Here is a 15,994-nt window from a genome sequence, read left to right as displayed (position 1 = left end):
GCCGATGTGGAAGCTGCTGATTCGTCTTTATCTGGTCACCATCGTGTCCTACAGCGCGGCCATCTACCTGATGCCGGAGTTGGTGATCCGCCTGTTTCATGAGCGGTTCCTGACCTACAACCTCGACTATTCCCGTGGCCTGCAAACCTTGATGGTCAAGCAGTTCCGCGCCGTGCCCAGCGAGCAGTGGCCCGCGTTGGCGGCGCAGATGGACAAGGAGTTCGAACCGCTGCGCATCGAACTGGCCGCTGTCGACGACGCGGGTTTCAGTGCCGATGAGCAGGCGCGTCTGTCGCGTGGCGAAAACGTGGTGCGCCTGGGTGACTGGGCCTGGCGAACCCTGGCGGTGGCGCCGTTGGATGAACGTATGGCAGTCAAGATGATCGTGCCCCCGGACCCGGCGGACGTCAGTTGGTTGTACTGGAGCATCAATGTGCTGATCGGCGCGACGCTGCTCGCCTGCCTGTTGCTCTGGCTGCGCCCTCACTGGCGCGACCTGGAACGCCTCAAGCGCACCGCCGAGCGTTTCGGCAAGGGTCACCTCAGTGAGCGGACGCAGATTGCCGCCAGCTCCAACATCGGCAGCCTGGCGCATGTGTTCGACACGATGGCCGGCGACATCGAGAACCTGCTCAACCAGCAGCGCGACCTGCTCAATGCAGTGTCCCATGAGTTGCGCACGCCCTTGACCCGGCTCGACTTCGGCCTGGCCCTGGCGCTGTCCGATGAGCTGCCGCAGGCCAGTCGCGAGCGCCTGCAAGGGTTGGTGGCGCACATTCGCGAGCTGGACGAGTTGGTGCTGGAACTGCTGTCCTACAGCCGCCTGCAAAACCCCGAGCGCCTGCCCGAACGGGTCGAAGTGGCGCTGGATGAGTTCATCGACAGCATCCTGGGCAGCGTCGACGAGGACCTGGCGGCGCCGGACGTGGTCATCGACGTGCTGTTGCACGGCGCGCTGGAACGTTTTGTGCTGGACCCGCGCCTGACTGCCCGGGCCTTGCAGAACCTGCTGCGCAACGCCATGCGCTACTGTGACAAGCGAATCCAGATCGGCGTGCTGGTCAGCGATCAGGGCTGTGAGGTTTGTGTGGACGATGACGGCATCGGGATCGCGCCCAGCGAACGCGAGCGTGTGTTCGAGCCGTTCTATCGCCTGGACCGCAGCCGTGACCGCGCCACCGGCGGCTTCGGCCTCGGCCTGGCCATCAGCCGCCGTGCCTTGCAGGCCCAGGGCGGCACCCTCACAGCCCAAGCCTCGCCACTGGGCGGGGCGCGGTTCCGGTTGTGGTTGCCGGCGCCGTCCATGTTCGCCTGAGAGAAACGATGGACCTGTGGGGGCGAGCCTGCTCGCGATAGCGCCAGCAGCCTCAACCAAACAACCCCGCCGCAATATTGATCGAAAACCCCAGGATCGCCGTGTTGAACACGAAACCGATCAACGATTGCGCCAATACGATCTTGCGCAGTTGCCGCGTGGCGACGCCCACGTCCGAGGTCTGCACCGCGACCCCGATGGTGAACGAGAAATACAGGAAATCCCAATAGTTGGGGGTTGTCAGGCCTTCGGCAAAGCGCAGGGCCGGTTCCTTGCCGTTCCAGGTGTAATACAGCCGTGCGTAATGGACGCTGAAGATCACCCCGATCAGCAGCCATGAGCCGATGACGGTCAACGCGGTGAAGCCATAGCGCAGCAGCTTGCCTGCCGTGTCCAGGTCGCGGCTGCCGGCCAACTCCAGGGCGATGGTCGCCAGACTGGTCAGCGCCGCAATGCTGACCAGCAACAGGACCAGGCCGGCGTTCTCGTCCTCTATTTCGGCAATGCGCCTGACGTCAGGGGCCTTGGCCCGCACGGTCAGCCAGAACATCAGTGCCAGGTAGGACCAGACGCCGACGTTCCAGCCGATCAGGACCTTGCCGAGGGTCGAGCCTGCGGGCCAGAGGATGCCCGCTGCGAGGCCAAGGGCCACAGCCCCGGACAGACGTGGGTGGGTTCGGGCCAGGAAGGGCATGGGCGTTATTGTCCTGAACCTGGGCAGGCCAAGGTCCCTGGTGGAATGAAGTCGTTCTGTACGTCGATGACCCGTAATACGGTGGTCGAAGCGTGGGTGGCTGGCATGCTCATGGAGGATCCTCCTTGGAATGATCCTGGGATATTAGCCTAGGGTCTGTACGAAAAGTCTTGAGGCGAAGGTCAGGCAAGGCGAAAACAGCCGAGCAAGCGCAGTGTACTGGAGTACATGAGCATTCCGATCGGACTCGCGCACGAGGCTGTTTTCAACGCAGCATGAACGAGTATCAAGCCTTTTCGTACAGAGCCTAATGCCTGCTGATTCAATATTTGTATAAGGCGATCCACTGCCGTCGCGAGCAAGCTGTGTTCCCACAGGATTGGCTGAGATCCCGTAGGGAAACAAAGCTTGCTCGCGCTGCAGACGGCGATTTCAACAGCTGTGTACACTGGTCGGCTGCATTTGCAGGCAAGCTCGCTTACAGGGAAGAAGCGTTCGGAAAATGTCTTTCGTCGCAAACTTTCCCGCGTTGATGGCTTTTTGACATTCTGTCCGTGCGTCGCTGGCACGATTAAGTACAATCGCCGGCCTCGACCGGGCATGGAAGCAGTTCGGCGTTCCAGCTACGAGAAAAACAACATGCTCCTTGGCACCTATTCTCCTGCCCTTGTATCGATCTCCTTGTTTGTTGCGGTGTTGGCTTCCTATACCGCGTTGGACCTGGCGGGACGTATCGCCACCACTGAGGGGCGTGCAGCGTACTTCTGGATGAGCGGCGGAGCGCTGGCAATGGGAGTGGGCGTGTGGTCCATGCATTTCATCGGCATGCTGGCATTCAGCTTGCCGGTGGAGTTGGGCTACGACGTGCCGATTACCGCACTGTCCCTGCTGATCGCCATCCTTTCCTGCGGTTTTGCCTTGTGGCTGGTCAGCCAGCCACGGTTACCGGTGTGGCAGCTGGCGCTGGGCGCATTGATCATGGGCGCGGGCATCAGTGCCATGCATTACACCGGCATGGCGGCGCTGCGGATGCAGCCGGGCGTCGACTATGACCCGACGTTGTTCGGTGCTTCCCTGGTGATCGCGGTGGCGGCCTCGGCGGCGGCGTTGTGGATCGCCTTTCGCTTGCGGCGTAACGCCCCTCACGTGCGCATGGCCCGCGCCGGGGCAGCGGTGCTCATGGGCATAGCCATCGTCGGCATGCATTACACCGGCATGGCGGGTGCCCGGTTCAGTGACGGCAGTTTTTGCGGGGCCCTGGATGGCTTGAGCGGCAAGGGCCTGGACAACGTGGTCCTGATTACCACGCTGGCGGTGCTTGCCATTGCCTTGCTGACCTCGATTCTCGATGCGCGCCTGGAAGCCCGGACCGCGGAGCTGGCCCAGTCCTTGACCCTGGCCAACCGCGAACTGACCCAGCGGGCCCTGCACGATCCCCTCACCGGATTGCCCAACCGCGTCCTGCTGGCCGATCGTATCGACCAGGCCATGCATAGTGTGCAAGAGCAGGGCGGGTGCTTCGCCTTGATGTTCATCGACCTGGACGGCTTCAAGCCGGTCAACGACGCCTTTGGCCACCACATGGGCGATTTGCTGCTGCGCGACGTCGCCCTGCGCCTGCGTGAGGAACTGCGCAACCAGGACACCCTGGCGCGGATCGGCGGCGACGAATTCGTGCTGCTGGTGCAGTTGACCAACCCCGACGACGCCCTGCGCCTGGCCGTGCGCCAGGTCGGGCTGATCGGCCGAACGTTCCGGGTCGCCGACCATGACCTGCAAATATCCGCCAGCGTCGGCATTGCGCTGTACCCAGGCAACGGCCAGAGCGCCGAAGAATTGTTGATGAACGCCGACGCGGCGATGTACCACGCCAAGGGCGCAGGAAAGAACGGCTACAGCTTTTTCGACGTCTCGATGAACAGCAACGCCCGCCGGCAGTTGCAGTTGCTGCAAGACCTGCGCATCGCCGTCGAACAGCGGCAATTCAGCTTGCATTACCAACCCAAGTTCGATGCTGCCAACGGCCGTCCGGTAGGCGCCGAAGCGTTGTTGCGCTGGGCTCACCCGACCCAGGGCCTGCTGATGCCCGACACCTTCATCGACCTGGCGGAAAAGACCGGGCTGATCATCCCCATCGGCGAATGGGTGCTGAACGAGGCCTGCCGCCAGATGCGCGAGTGGTACGTGCTTGGCTATACCGACTGGCGCATCGCGGTGAACCTGTCGGCCTTGCAGTTTTGCCATGCGGGCCTGGTGCAGAGCGTGGCCCAGGCCCTGTGCACCCATCAACTGCCGGCCAACAGCCTGACCCTGGAAATCACCGAAACCACCGCCATGAGCGATGCGGACGCGAGCATGACCGTGTTGCAACAGCTTTCGGACATGGGCGTGGACCTGTCCATCGACGACTTCGGCACCGGCTATTCGAGCCTGATGTACCTCAAGCGTTTGCCGGCCAACGAGCTGAAGATCGATCGCGGCTTTGTCCGCGACCTGGAGCGCGACAGCGACGATGCCGCCATCGTTTCGGCCATCGTGGCCCTCGGCCAGGCCCTGGGCTTGCGGATCGTTGCCGAAGGGGTGGAGACCGACGTGCAGCAGGACTTCCTGACCCAGTTGGGCTGCGACTCTTTGCAGGGTTACCTGCTGGGACACCCGCTGCCGGCCGAACGGTTTTTGCTGGAGATTCGCCAGGCCAAACGCACGGCGATGGCCTGAGACGGCACTGGATCGATACCGAAGCAACGCCGGACAACCCCGTGGCGAGGGAGCTTGCTCCCGCTGGCCTGCCAAGCAGGCCCCTGCATCGGTCCAGGTAAACCGCATTGCCTGCTTTGCGACAGCTGCGCCCGAGGCGTCGGACCGGCCGAGCGGGAGCAAGCTCCCTCGCCACGGGAAGCCAGATTTAAGGAATGATTCGCTGCCCCTAAAGTCCCAACTCCAGTCCCTCGAATAACTGGAGATTTTTTCTATGCGCAAACCCACCTTCATCGCCAGCCTGGTCCTGATCGCCGGCCTGGGCGTGCTTGAGCCGGTCGCGCAGGCACTTTCGTACAGAGCCTAGAGCACTTCGCCCTTGTCCCACAAATGAACCAACTCACCGGGTGCCTGGTCCTCGGGCACCTGCAGGACCATTTCGTCGTCCTGGTCGTTGGCGCGGTAGCGCACCTCGATCTGGAAAAAGCGTTGGTCGCCCCGGCCAGGGGTCGATGAGGTCAGCGGCAGGCAGCCTTCCAACACCGAACAAATGCGCGTGCGCTGGTCGAGATCGCACTGGGCGAACTCGATTTCCCGGGGGCGCGTCAGGGCGTGGATGGCCGCCACGCCACCCTGGCGTGAGAGCCGGACCACGGCTTTGTCATCGAGGTCTGGGAGCGTTTTCATCAGGACTCCTCTGTCAAGTCGACGCCGACCTGGGCCCAGCCGTCCTGCACCGCTTGCACTTCCCGCGCACCGAAACGCTGGCGCGCGTGCTCGACGGTCAAGCGGGCGAAAGCGCTGAAGGACGCGTCATTGGCTAATGTTCTGTCGCACAAGGTTTCATACCAGATCCGGCCGGCCTTTTCCCAGGCAAATCCGCCCAGGGCGGTGGCCACCAGATAAAAGGCGCGATTGGGGATGCCGGAGTTGATGTGCACGCCACCGTTGTCCTCGCGGGTGATGACGAATTGGCGCATGTGCGCCGGTTGCGGGTCCTTGCCCAGCAGCGGGTCATCGTAGGCCGTGCCCGGGTTGGACATGCTGCGCAGGCCATCACCGTGGATCTTGTCGGTGAGCAGGTCGGCGCCGATCAGCCAATCGGCCCGGTCGGCGGTCTGGTCGAGGACGTACTGCTTGACCAGTACGCCAAACACATCGGAAATATGCTCGTTCAGCGCGCCGGACTGATTGGCATAGATCAACCCCGCTTCGCTCTCGGTGACGCCATGGGCCAATTCATGGGCGACCACGTCGAGGGAGCGGGTGAAGCGCTGGAAGATTTCGCCATCGCCGTCGCCAAAGACCATTTGCGCACCGTTCCAGAAGGCGTTTTCGTAGCCTTGGCCGTAATGCACGCTGCCCACCAGGGCCAAGCCCTTGTTATCGATGGAGTCGCGCCCCAGCACCTTCCAGAAAAACTCATAGGTGGCGCCCAGTGCGTCATAGGCTTCGTCCACGGCCGGGTCGCCGGCGGCCGATTGGCCTTCCACGCGTATCGGCTGGCCGGGCAGTTCCATGGTGTTCTGCGCGTCATGCACACTGCGTTGCGGGTGCCCGGCCTTGCCCGGTTTGGGCAGCTTGGCGGCCGCCGGCACGGTGTTCGGTGGGCCGGGGTTGTGGCGCAGGCTGTTCACGTGGGTCAGCGTGCCGAGGGCGCTGGAGCGTTGCCGCTCGGAGCCGTGGGCGATGATCCGGTTGAGGACGTAGGGAGGAATGAAACCGGGGAGTGGACGAGGGTCGATCATCAGAAAATCCTTATCTGAAAGGCAGGGTCGCTGTTCATGTGAACCGTAGCGGCGGCTGCGGTTCCCTTGCACAGGCATCACAAAAGTTTGCCAGGCCGGCCAATTTCTGCGAAAACCCGCGCCTTGATCCACACGGGAACACCCCATGAACGAAGAACTGCAAATCATCGACCTGGAACACGGCGACGGCAAAAGCGTCGTCAAAGGCGCGCTGATCACCACCCAATACCGCGGCACTCTTGAGGACGGCACCGAATTCGACTCGTCCTACAGCCGCGGCAAACCCTTCCAGTGCGTGATCGGCACCGGTCGCGTTATCAAGGGTTGGGACCAAGGCCTGATGGGCATGAAGGTCGGTGGCAAGCGCAAGTTGTGGGTGCCGGCGCACCTGGCCTATGGCGAACGGTCCATGGGCGCCCACATCAAGCCCAACGCCAACCTCATCTTTGAAATCGAGTTGCTGGAAGTCCTGACCCGGGACGACTGAGCGATCACACATGGATTTGTGGTGAATGCAGCAGCGACGGGCCTCGCGGTCCCTGTGGAAGCGAGCTCCGGGCGGCGATCCGACGATAGCGGTGAGGCAGTTTGCGGGGATATTGAATGTGCTGGAGCAGCCCACGGTGGCGCAGGGACTTGCTCCCTCGCCACCGTGGGCCCTGATGCTACAGGGCGGCTCGGATCAGACCTTGACGATCCAGCCCGCCGGGGCTTCTACGTCGCCGGTCTGCACGCCGGTCAGCTCTTTGTAGAGCTTCTGGGTGATCGGGCCGACGTCGGTTTCGCTGTGGAACACGTGCAGCTTGTCCTTGTAGCTGATGCCGCCGATCGGGGTGATGACCGCAGCGGTCCCACAGGCGCCGGCTTCCTTGAAGTCCGACAGTTTGTCGATGAACACGTCGCCTTCGATCACTTCCAGGCCCAGGCGCGATTTCGCCAGTTCGATCAGCGACAGGCGGGTGATGCCTGGCAGGACCGACGGGGAGTTGGGGGTGACGAATTTGTTGTCGTGGGTGATGCCGAAGAAGTTCGCCGAGCCGACTTCTTCGATTTTCGAATGGGTCAGCGGATCGAGGTAGATGCAGTCGGCGAAGCTGGCTTTCTTGGCCTGGGAGCCAGGCATCAGGCTGGCCGCGTAGTTGCCACCGACCTTGGCCGCACCCGTGCCTTGTGGGGCGGCGCGGTCGTAGCTGGAAATCAGGAAGTTGTGCGGGGTCAGGCCGCCCTTGAAGTAGGCACCGACCGGGATGCAGAAGATCGAGAAGATGAACTCGGGTGCGGTGCGCACGCCGATGTTGTCACCCACGCCGATCACGAACGGACGCAGGTACAGCGCGCCGCCAGTGCCGTAAGGCGGGATGAAACGCTCGTTGGCGCGGACCACTTGCTTGCACGCTTCGATGAACTGCTCGGTGTCGACGTGCGGCATCAGCAGGCGGGCGCAGCTGCGTTGCATGCGGGCGGCGTTCTGGTCCGGGCGGAACAGGTTGATCGAACCGTCCTTGCAACGATAGGCCTTCAGGCCTTCGAAGCATTGCTGGCCATAGTGCAGGGCCGTGGAGCCCTCGCTGATGTGCAGCACGTTGTCGTCGGTCAGGGTGCCGGCGTCCCAGGCGCCATTGCGCCAGTGCGACAGGTAGCGCTTGTCGGTCTTGATGTAGTCAAAGCCCAGTTTGTCCCAATTGATGCTCTCGTTACCCATGACACCCTCTATTTCTTAACAAGCGTCGAAACGGTTCAGGCTTCTGACGTTTTTGGATGGGGACAACAATACTTCATTCCGGATGTGTTTCGCAGCCTGTTACATGGATCCTGCAGCTGAAAACAGCCCTGCGGTCGCTGTGAGAGAGTGTGGGAGCAAGGCTTGCCCGCGATACAGGCGATGCGGTCCTCCAGAAACCGAGTCGCCTGTATCGCGGGCAAGCCTTGCTCCCACAGGTCACTCACCCACAGCTGTTACAGATGCAACGCATGCCCCAACGCCCGCAACGCGGCTTCCTGCACGGCTTCGCCGAGCGTCGGATGGGCGTGGATGGTGCCGGCGATGTCTTCCAGGCGTGCGCCCATTTCCAAGGACTGGCCGAACGCGGTGGACAGCTCCGAGACACCGACGCCGACCGCCTGCCAGCCTACCACCAGGTGATTGTCCCGCCGCGCCACGACCCTGACGAAACCGCTTTTCGATTCCAGGGTCATCGCCCGGCCATTGGCCGCGAACGGGAAGCTCGACACGATGCAGTCGAGCCCGGCCGCCTTGGCCTCGTCGGGTGTCTTGCCGACCACCACCAGTTCCGGATCGGTGAAGCATACTGCCGCAATGGCCGATGGGTTGAACTCCCGGTGCTGGCCGGCGATCAGCTCGGCGACCATTTCGCCCTGGGCCATGGCCCGGTGAGCGAGCATCGGTTCGCCGCTCAGGTCGCCGATGGCCCAGACATTGCGCATGCTGGTCTGGCAACGGTTGTCGATCTTCACCGCCGAGCCATTCATCGCCAGGCCCAGCGCTTCGAGGTTCCAGCCCTGGGTGTTGGGTTTTCGACCGACGGCCACCAAGACCCGGTCGGTGTCCAGGTTCAGCGTCTCGCCATTGGGATCACGCACTTGCAAGGTGCTGGCCTTGGCCTCGAAACCCTCGACGCTGTGCTTGAGGTACAGCTTCACGCCCAACTGCTTGAGCGCCTCGTGCACCGGCTGGGTCAGCTCGCCGTCGTATGCGGGCAGGATCCGTTCCTGGGCCTCGACCACGCTGACCTCGGCGCCGAGCTTGCGGTAGGCGATGCCCAGCTCCAGGCCGATGTAGCCACCGCCGACCACCACCAGGTGCTTGGGCACGGAGGTGGGGGCGAGGGCTTCGGTGGACGAAATGATCGGCCCGCCGATGGGCAGTATCGGCAGCTCGACGCTCTTCGAGCCGGTGGCCAGCAACAGGTGTTCGCACTGGATGCGCGTGTCACCGACCTCGACCGTCTTGCCATCGATCACCTTGGCCCAGCCGTGAATGACCTGGACCTTGTGCTTTTTCAACAGCGCCGCGACGCCGGTGGTCAGGCGATCGACGATGCCGTCCTTCCATTCCACGCTCTTGCCGATGTCCAGGGTTGGCGCCGACACGCTGATGCCCAGGGCTGAGCCCTGGCTGTGATGCCGGGTCTGGTGGAACTGCTCGGCCACATGAATCAACGCCTTGGACGGAATACAGCCGATGTTCAGGCAGGTGCCGCCCAGTGCCTGGCCTTCCACCAGAATGGTCGGGATGCCCAGTTGGCCGGCGCGGATTGCTGCCACATAGCCGCCAGGACCGCCGCCGATGATCAGCAGCGTCGTGTTCAAAGTTTGCATTGCCTGCTCCAGTTAATGATCAGTCCACAAACAAGGTGGCGGGTTGTTCGAGCAGGCCACGCAGGGCCTGGATGAATTGCGCGGCGTCCATGCCGTCGACCACCCGGTGATCGAAGGAACTGGAGAGGTTCATCATCTTGCGGATCACGATTTGGCCTTTGATCACCACCGGCCGCTCGACGATCTTGTTCACGCCGACAATCGCCACTTCCGGCAGGTTCAGCACCGGGGTGCTGACGATGCCGCCCAACGCGCCGAGGCTGGTCAGGGTGATGGTCGAGCCGGACAGCTCATCGCGGCTGGCCTTGCCGTTGCGCGCGGCGGTTGCCAGGCGCGCGATCTCTGTGGCGCTGTCCCACAGGTTGCGGGCTTCAGCGTGACGCACCACCGGCACCATCAGGCCGACGTCGCTCTGGGTGGCGACACCCACGTGTACGGCGCCTGAACGATGGATAACCTGGGCTTCGTCGTCGTAACGGGCGTTCATCTGCGGGAAATCGCGCAGGGCCACGACCAGGGCGCGCACCAGGAACGGCAGCAAGGTTAGCTTGCCGCGCTGGGCGCCGTGTTTTTCATTCAGGTGGACCCGCAACTCTTCCAGGGCCGTGACGTCGATTTCCTCGACGTAGCTGAAATGCGCGGCGCGCTGGGTGGCTTCCTGCATGCGCTGGGCGATCTTGCGACGCATGCCGATCACCGGGATCTGCTGTTCGTCGTGGCGTTCGGCATAAGCCGAACCGCCCTTGGCCGGAGTCGAAGAACCTTGGGCCAGATAGGCGTCGAGGTCTTCGTGCAACACCCGTCCGGCGGGGCCGCTGCCCTGGACCAGGCGCAATTGAATGCCCAAGTCCAGTGCGTGCTTGCGCACGGCGGGCGAGGCCAGCGGACGTTCGTCGGCCTCACGGGCCACGGGCGCTTGTGGCGCGCAGCGTGGTGCGGCGACGGCTTTTTCCACCACCGGCTCCGGCGTCGCTACGGGCGCAGGTTTCGGGGCCTGTGCCGGGGCGACCGGTTCGGCCGATTCCTTCAGGTTGCCCGCGCCTTCGACTTCGATGCGGATCAGTTCGCTGCCCACCGCCATGACTTCACCCGGCTCGCCACCCAAGGCGATGACCCGGCCATGCACGGGCGAGGGGATGTCCACCATGGCCTTGTCGGTCATGACGTCAGCCAGCACCTGGTCCTCGACCACCAGGTCGCCGACCTTGACGTGCCATACCGACAGTTCTACTTCCGCGATGCCTTCGCCGATGTCTGGCATCTTGATAACGTGCGTGCCCATTCAGACCTCCATGACCCGTTTCAACGCCGCGCCCACACGGGACGGCCCTGGGAAATACGCCCACTCTTGCGCGTGCGGGTAGGGGGTGTCCCAACCGGTGACGCGTTCGATAGGCGCTTCCAGGTGGTGGAAGCAATGTTCCTGGACCAATGACACCAGTTCGGCGCCGAAGCCGCAGGTGCGGGTGGCTTCGTGGACCACCACGCAGCGGCCGGTCTTCTTCACGGATTTGACGATGGTCTCAAGGTCCAGCGGCCACAGGCTGCGCAGGTCAATGACTTCGGCGTCGATGCCGGTCTCTTCGGCAGCCACCTGGGAGACATAGACCGTGGTGCCGTAGGTGAGCACCGTCACGTCCTTGCCCGGACGGGTGATGGCGGCGACGTCCAGCGGCACGGTGTAGTAGCCGTCCGGGACCTGCGCCGAGGGGTGTTTGGACCACGGCGTTACCGGGCGGTCGTGGTGGCCGTCGAACGGGCCGTTATACAGGCGCTTGGGTTCGAGGAAGATCACCGGGTCATCGTTTTCGATGGAGGCGATCAGCAGGCCCTTGGCGTCGTAAGGGTTCGATGGCATCACGGTGCGCAGGCCGCAGACCTGGGTGAACATCGCCTCGATGCTCTGGCTGTGGGTCTGGCCGCCATAGATGCCGCCGCCGCAAGGCATGCGCAGGGTCATCGGCGCGGTGAACTCGCCGGCCGAGCGATAGCGCAGCCGCGCCGCTTCGGAAATGATCTGGTCGGAGGCCGGGTAGACGTAGTCGGCGAACTGGATCTCGGCCACCGGTCGCAGTCCGTAGGCGCCCATGCCCACTGCCACGCCGACGATGCCGCTTTCGGAAATCGGTGCGTCGAACACCCGCGAGGTGCCGTACTTGTTCTGCAGGCCTTCGGTGCAGCGGAACACACCGCCGAAGTAACCCACGTCCTGGCCGAACACCACGACGTTGTCGTCGCGCTCAAGCATCACGTCCATGGCCGAGCGCAGGGCCTGGATCATGGTCATGGTGGTAGTGGTCATGGCGGTGTCCAACGAAATATTGTTGTTGTGATCGTTCATGTCAGATCCCCAACTGCTGACGCTGGCGCTTCAAATGCTCCGGCATCTCTTTGTAGACGTCTTCGAACATGGTCGCGGCGCTTGGAATCTGTCCGCCGGCGAGGGTGCCGTACTGCTCGGCTTCCTTCTGCGCGGCGATTACCTCGGCTTCGAGCTCGGCGGTGACGGCGGCGTGCTCCTCGTCGGACCAGTGGCCGATTTTCACCAGGTGCTGCTTGAGACGGGCAATCGGGTCGCCCAGTGGGAAGTGGCTCCAGTCATCGGCAGGGCGGTATTTCGACGGATCGTCGGAGGTCGAGTGCGGGCCGGCGCGGTAAGTGACCCATTCGATCAGCGCCGGGCCCAGGTTGCGTCGGGCGCGCTCGGCGGCCCAGCGCGAGGCGGCATAGACGGCCATGAAGTCGTTGCCGTCGACCCGCAGCGAGGCGATGCCGCAACCGACACCGCGTCCGGCGAAAGTGGTGGCTTCACCGCCGGCGATGGCCTGGAAGGTGGAGATCGCCCACTGGTTGTTGACCACGTTGAGGATCACTGGCGCGCGGTAGACGTGGGCGAAAGTCAGGGCGGTGTGGAAGTCCGATTCGGCGGTGGCGCCGTCACCGATCCAGGCCGAGGCGATCTTGGTATCGCCCTTGATCGCCGAGGCCATGCCCCAGCCCACGCCCTGGATGAACTGCGTGGCGAGGTTGCCGGAAATGGTGAAGAAACCGGCGTCCTTGACCGAGTACATGATCGGCAATTGCCGGCCCTTGAGCGGATCGCGCTCGTTGGACAGCAGTTGGCAGATCATGCCCACCAAGGGCACCTCGCGAGCCATCAGGATGCTCTGCTGGCGATAGGTGGGGAAGCACATGTCATCGATGTTCAGGGCCAGGGCCTGGCCGCTGCCGATGGCTTCCTCGCCGAGGCTCTGCATGTAGAACGACATTTTTTTCTGGCGTTGGGCGACGACCATGCGGTTGTCGTAGATGCGTGTCTTGAGCATCGCGCGCATGCCTTTGCGCAGGATCTCCAGGGGCACGTCTTCGGCCCAGGGACCGTGGGCATTGCCCTGGTCGTCGAGCACGCGGATCAGGCTGCGGGCCAGGTCGGCGGTGTCGGACGGTTCAACGTCGATGGAAGGTTTGCGCACCGTGCCGGCATCGCTCAGATGCAGGTAGGAGAAGTCGGTCTTGCAGCCGGGACGGCCCGAGGGTTCGGGAACGTGCAGGCGTAGCGGTTCGTACGCTGTGGTCATGGCTTTCTACGCTCGATCTTGTGAATTTCTTGTAGTGGGCGCGCTAGCTGACAAATTCCCTGGGTAAGGGAAATTGTCCTACAACAATCATAGGCTCGACGCAGAAGAATATTTTTCTCTGTTGGCTTGCTGTTCAGATCATTTGAAGATAAAAAATCTGCACAACGATAAAAAACAGGATGATTTGTCTCATGCGTAAATTGGATCGCACCGACATCGGGATTCTGAACAGCCTCCAGGAGAACGCCCGCATCACCAACGCCGACCTGGCCCGTTCGGTCAATCTGTCGCCGACCCCGTGTTTCAACCGGGTCCGGGCCATGGAAGAGCTGGGGGTGATCCGCGAGCAGGTGACGTTGCTCGACGCCGACCTGTTGGGGCTGCACGTCAATGTGTTCATCCATGTCAGCCTGGAGAAACAGGTGGAGGAGGCGCTGCAGCACTTCGAGCAAGCCATCTCCGACCGGCCCGAGGTCATGGAGTGCTACCTGATGGCCGGTGATCCGGACTACCTGATCCGCGTACTGGTGCCGACCATCCAGGCGCTGGAGCGTTTCATGATGGACTTCCTGACCAAGGTCCCGGGCGTGGCGAACATCCGCTCCAGCTTCGCGCTCAAGCAGGTGCGCTACAAGACCGCGCTACCGTTGCCGGCCAATGGGTTGACCTTGGGTACCTGAAGTCATGAGGGAGCCGCTTCGCGCCTCAGCTTTTAGAACTGGTTAACCGGAATCTTCAGGTAGACCACACCATTGTCCTGCGCCGGCGGCAGGTTGCCGGCCCGTACGTTCACCTGGATCGCCGGCAGCAGCAGCGTCGGCGCGGCCAAGGATTCGTCGCGGTGGGTGCGCAGGGTGACGAACGAGGCCTCGTCGATGCCGTCGTGGATGTGAATGTTGCGCTGGCGCTGCTCGCCGACGGTGCTCATGCATTGGGGCGCTCGCCCCGGCGGCGGGTAGTCGTGGCACACATACAGCCGCACCCCGGCGGGGAAGGCCAGCAGCTTGCGGATCGAGGCATAGAGCAAGTGGGCGTTGCCGCCGGGAAAGTCGCAACGGGCAGTGCCCACGTCTGGCATGAACAGCGTATCGCCCACCAGGATCACATCGTCGTCGATCAGGTAGGCCATGTCCGCCGGGGTATGGCCGGGCACGTGCAACGCGGTGGCCTTGAGGTTGCCGATCCGGAACGACTCATCGGGTGCGAACAGATGATCGAACTGCGAGCCGTCCACCGCAAAGGACGGTTCGAGGTTGAACAGTGCCTTGATCACCGCCTGAACCTGGACGATGGCCTGGCCAATGGCGATCTGGCCGCCCAGTGCCTGGCGCAGATACGGTGCGGCGGACAGGTGGTCGGCGTGAGCGTGGGTTTCCAGCAGCCATTGCACCGTCAGGCGATGTTCACGCACAAAGGCGATAACCCTATCAGCCTGTTCGGTGCCACTGCGTCCCGAGGCCGGGTCGTAGTCCAGCACCGGGTCGACCACCGCGCATTGCCCGCCATCGTGTTCATGGACCACGTAGGTGTAGGTCTTGGAAACCGGATCGAGAAAGCTCTGTATCTGTGCGGGCATGGTCGCGAACCTGTGCGGGAAGGGCCATGGTTGCAGTCTAGAGCATAACGCCCGCAGTGTTCGGTACGGGCGGTCGGGCTGCGTCTACAGGGGCCGGCATTGCATCGAAAACCCCAGCGCCAGCGACTGCCCTTGCTCCAGCAGACGCAACCCGGGTCGTCCCGGTAGATGGTGGGCGTTCACCGGATGGCTGACCGGTTCGATGCAGAAGAAGTCCAGGTCCACGGGGCAATAGAGCAGGAAGTATCCGCTGCCGCTGGCCCGGCAGTGCAGTTCATAACCCAGGTCGGGTTGCTGGATCAGGCAGTGTCCGTCCCATCCGCCAAAGCCATTGTCCACCAGGGTGTCGGGCAGTAAGCGGGGGTGTTGGAAGTCCCAGTCCGGGGGAACGTCGGACCATTGTGTCGGCAGTTTCGAGGCGTCGCACAGCCAGGTTTCGCTGGCGCGGGTTTGCAGGCGCGTACCGGCGGTGCGCGGAAAATACGGATGCAACCCCAACCCATGCCACGCGGCCTGCTCGGCCATGTGGGTCACGTGCAGGGCGATCTGCAATTGGCCGCCGCTCAAGCCAATCCGCAAGGTGGCGCAATAGGCGAACGGGTATTGGCTGTCCAGTTGCAACAAGGCTTGCTGGGCGGTGTGTTCGATCACTTGCCACGGTTGCTGCCAGGCGCTGCCATGGATCGGAAACGGATCGTTGGGGCTGTTGGCTTCCAGGGCCAGCCAGCCGCCGGGACAGTCGAAACCGCCTTGGGCGATCCGGTTCGACCAGGGGATCAAGGGGAAGCAGCCGAGTTTGCCCGGCAGGCCGTTTTCCACCGCGTGCGGCGCGCAGGGACGCAACAAGGGCGCGCCGGTGCTGCGCAGGGTCCAGTCAACGAGGCTGGCGCCCAGGTGCGGGGCCAGGGTGAGGTGGGTGAGTTCGTCTTCGAGGTGGAGGAGAGGTGGATTCATGGTGGCCTTGTTCAGCAAGGTGAAAGAGCTGTTGTGGCGAGGGAGCTTGCTCCGGCTGGCCTGCGCAGCAGGCCCCTGCAATGCATCAGATAA

The 15,994-nt window shown here is 63.2% G+C and carries 14 protein-coding genes; 4 read left to right on the top strand and 10 right to left on the bottom strand.

Features of this window, described 5'->3' with window-relative positions; genetic code table 11:
• The first annotated feature begins 4 nt into the window (after positions 1 to 4).
• Positions 5 to 1,315: an ATP-binding protein gene (locus ACODSJ_RS03285; protein ID WP_489100359.1), complete on the top strand. Its 1,311-nt coding sequence runs from the start codon at positions 5 to 7 to the stop codon at positions 1,313 to 1,315.
• Between the two features lie 52 nt (positions 1,316 to 1,367).
• Here the strand turns inward: ACODSJ_RS03285 and ACODSJ_RS03280 are convergent, their stop codons facing one another.
• Positions 1,368 to 2,009, bottom strand: a complete 642-nt coding sequence (locus tag ACODSJ_RS03280) for a DUF1345 domain-containing protein (RefSeq protein WP_489100358.1) — start codon at positions 2,007 to 2,009, stop codon at positions 1,368 to 1,370.
• Positions 2,010 to 2,648: 639 nt separating this feature from the next.
• Here ACODSJ_RS03280 and ACODSJ_RS03275 point away from each other — a divergent pair.
• Complete coding sequence (locus ACODSJ_RS03275; RefSeq protein WP_489100403.1) at positions 2,649 to 4,727, top strand: putative bifunctional diguanylate cyclase/phosphodiesterase; 2,079 nt, start codon at positions 2,649 to 2,651, stop codon at positions 4,725 to 4,727.
• 342 nt (positions 4,728 to 5,069) lie between these two features.
• Here ACODSJ_RS03275 and ACODSJ_RS03270 read toward each other — a convergent pair whose 3' ends face one another.
• Positions 5,070 to 5,393 carry a protealysin inhibitor emfourin gene (locus ACODSJ_RS03270; RefSeq protein ID WP_063320640.1) on the bottom strand — a complete coding sequence of 108 codons (324 nt, stop codon included), beginning with the start codon at positions 5,391 to 5,393 and terminating at the stop codon, positions 5,070 to 5,072.
• A complete protein-coding gene (locus ACODSJ_RS03265) occupies positions 5,393 to 6,454 on the bottom strand; it encodes a M4 family metallopeptidase (RefSeq protein ID WP_489100357.1) in 1,062 nt (353 codons plus the stop codon). The genes ACODSJ_RS03270 and ACODSJ_RS03265 overlap by 1 nt, the downstream gene beginning before the upstream one ends.
• A 145-nt stretch (positions 6,455 to 6,599) precedes the next feature.
• Here ACODSJ_RS03265 and ACODSJ_RS03260 point away from each other — a divergent pair, with 145 nt between their 5' ends.
• Positions 6,600 to 6,941, top strand: a complete 342-nt coding sequence (locus ACODSJ_RS03260) for an FKBP-type peptidyl-prolyl cis-trans isomerase (protein ID WP_489100356.1) — start codon at positions 6,600 to 6,602, stop codon at positions 6,939 to 6,941.
• A 195-nt stretch (positions 6,942 to 7,136) separates the two neighbouring features.
• Here ACODSJ_RS03260 and ACODSJ_RS03255 read toward each other — a convergent pair whose 3' ends face one another.
• The 5 genes from ACODSJ_RS03255 to ACODSJ_RS03235 all read right to left on the bottom strand — a co-directional run bounded on the left by ACODSJ_RS03255 (position 7,137) and on the right by ACODSJ_RS03235 (position 13,371).
• Positions 7,137 to 8,156 carry a branched-chain amino acid aminotransferase gene (locus tag ACODSJ_RS03255; protein ID WP_489100355.1) on the bottom strand — a complete coding sequence of 340 codons (1,020 nt, stop codon included), beginning with the start codon at positions 8,154 to 8,156 and terminating at the stop codon, positions 7,137 to 7,139.
• 254 nt (positions 8,157 to 8,410) lie between these two features.
• Positions 8,411 to 9,793 (bottom strand): dihydrolipoyl dehydrogenase, encoded by a 1,383-nt coding sequence (lpdA, locus tag ACODSJ_RS03250; RefSeq protein ID WP_489100354.1) that lies wholly within the window; start codon positions 9,791 to 9,793, stop codon positions 8,411 to 8,413.
• A gap of 19 nt (positions 9,794 to 9,812) precedes the next feature.
• Positions 9,813 to 11,075, bottom strand: coding sequence for a dihydrolipoamide acetyltransferase family protein (locus ACODSJ_RS03245; RefSeq protein WP_489100353.1), 1,263 nt, complete (start codon positions 11,073 to 11,075; stop codon positions 9,813 to 9,815).
• Positions 11,076 to 12,134, bottom strand: coding sequence for an alpha-ketoacid dehydrogenase subunit beta (locus ACODSJ_RS03240; protein ID WP_489100352.1), 1,059 nt, complete (start codon positions 12,132 to 12,134; stop codon positions 11,076 to 11,078). It lies immediately after the preceding gene.
• Position 12,135: 1 nt separating this feature from the next.
• A complete protein-coding gene (locus tag ACODSJ_RS03235; RefSeq protein ID WP_489100351.1) occupies positions 12,136 to 13,371 on the bottom strand; it encodes a 3-methyl-2-oxobutanoate dehydrogenase (2-methylpropanoyl-transferring) subunit alpha in 1,236 nt (411 codons plus the stop codon).
• 191 nt (positions 13,372 to 13,562) lie between these two features.
• On the opposite strand from ACODSJ_RS03235, the gene bkdR reads away from it, so the two are divergent.
• Positions 13,563 to 14,051: a Bkd operon transcriptional regulator BkdR gene (bkdR, locus tag ACODSJ_RS03230; protein WP_489100350.1), complete on the top strand. Its 489-nt coding sequence runs from the start codon at positions 13,563 to 13,565 to the stop codon at positions 14,049 to 14,051.
• A 32-nt stretch (positions 14,052 to 14,083) separates the two neighbouring features.
• Here the strand turns inward: bkdR and ACODSJ_RS03225 are convergent, their stop codons facing one another.
• Together ACODSJ_RS03225 and ACODSJ_RS03220 are read right to left on the bottom strand one after the other, a co-directional pair.
• Positions 14,084 to 14,947 carry an MBL fold metallo-hydrolase gene (locus ACODSJ_RS03225; RefSeq protein WP_489100349.1) on the bottom strand — a complete coding sequence of 288 codons (864 nt, stop codon included), beginning with the start codon at positions 14,945 to 14,947 and terminating at the stop codon, positions 14,084 to 14,086.
• Positions 14,948 to 15,031: 84 nt separating this feature from the next.
• A complete protein-coding gene (locus ACODSJ_RS03220) occupies positions 15,032 to 15,901 on the bottom strand; it encodes an aldose 1-epimerase (protein ID WP_489100348.1) in 870 nt (289 codons plus the stop codon).
• Between the last annotated feature and the right edge of the window lie 93 nt (positions 15,902 to 15,994).

It is taken from the genome of Pseudomonas sp. FG6 (genome assembly GCF_057809015.1).
This window is presented reverse-complemented; position numbering and strand designations above follow the sequence as displayed.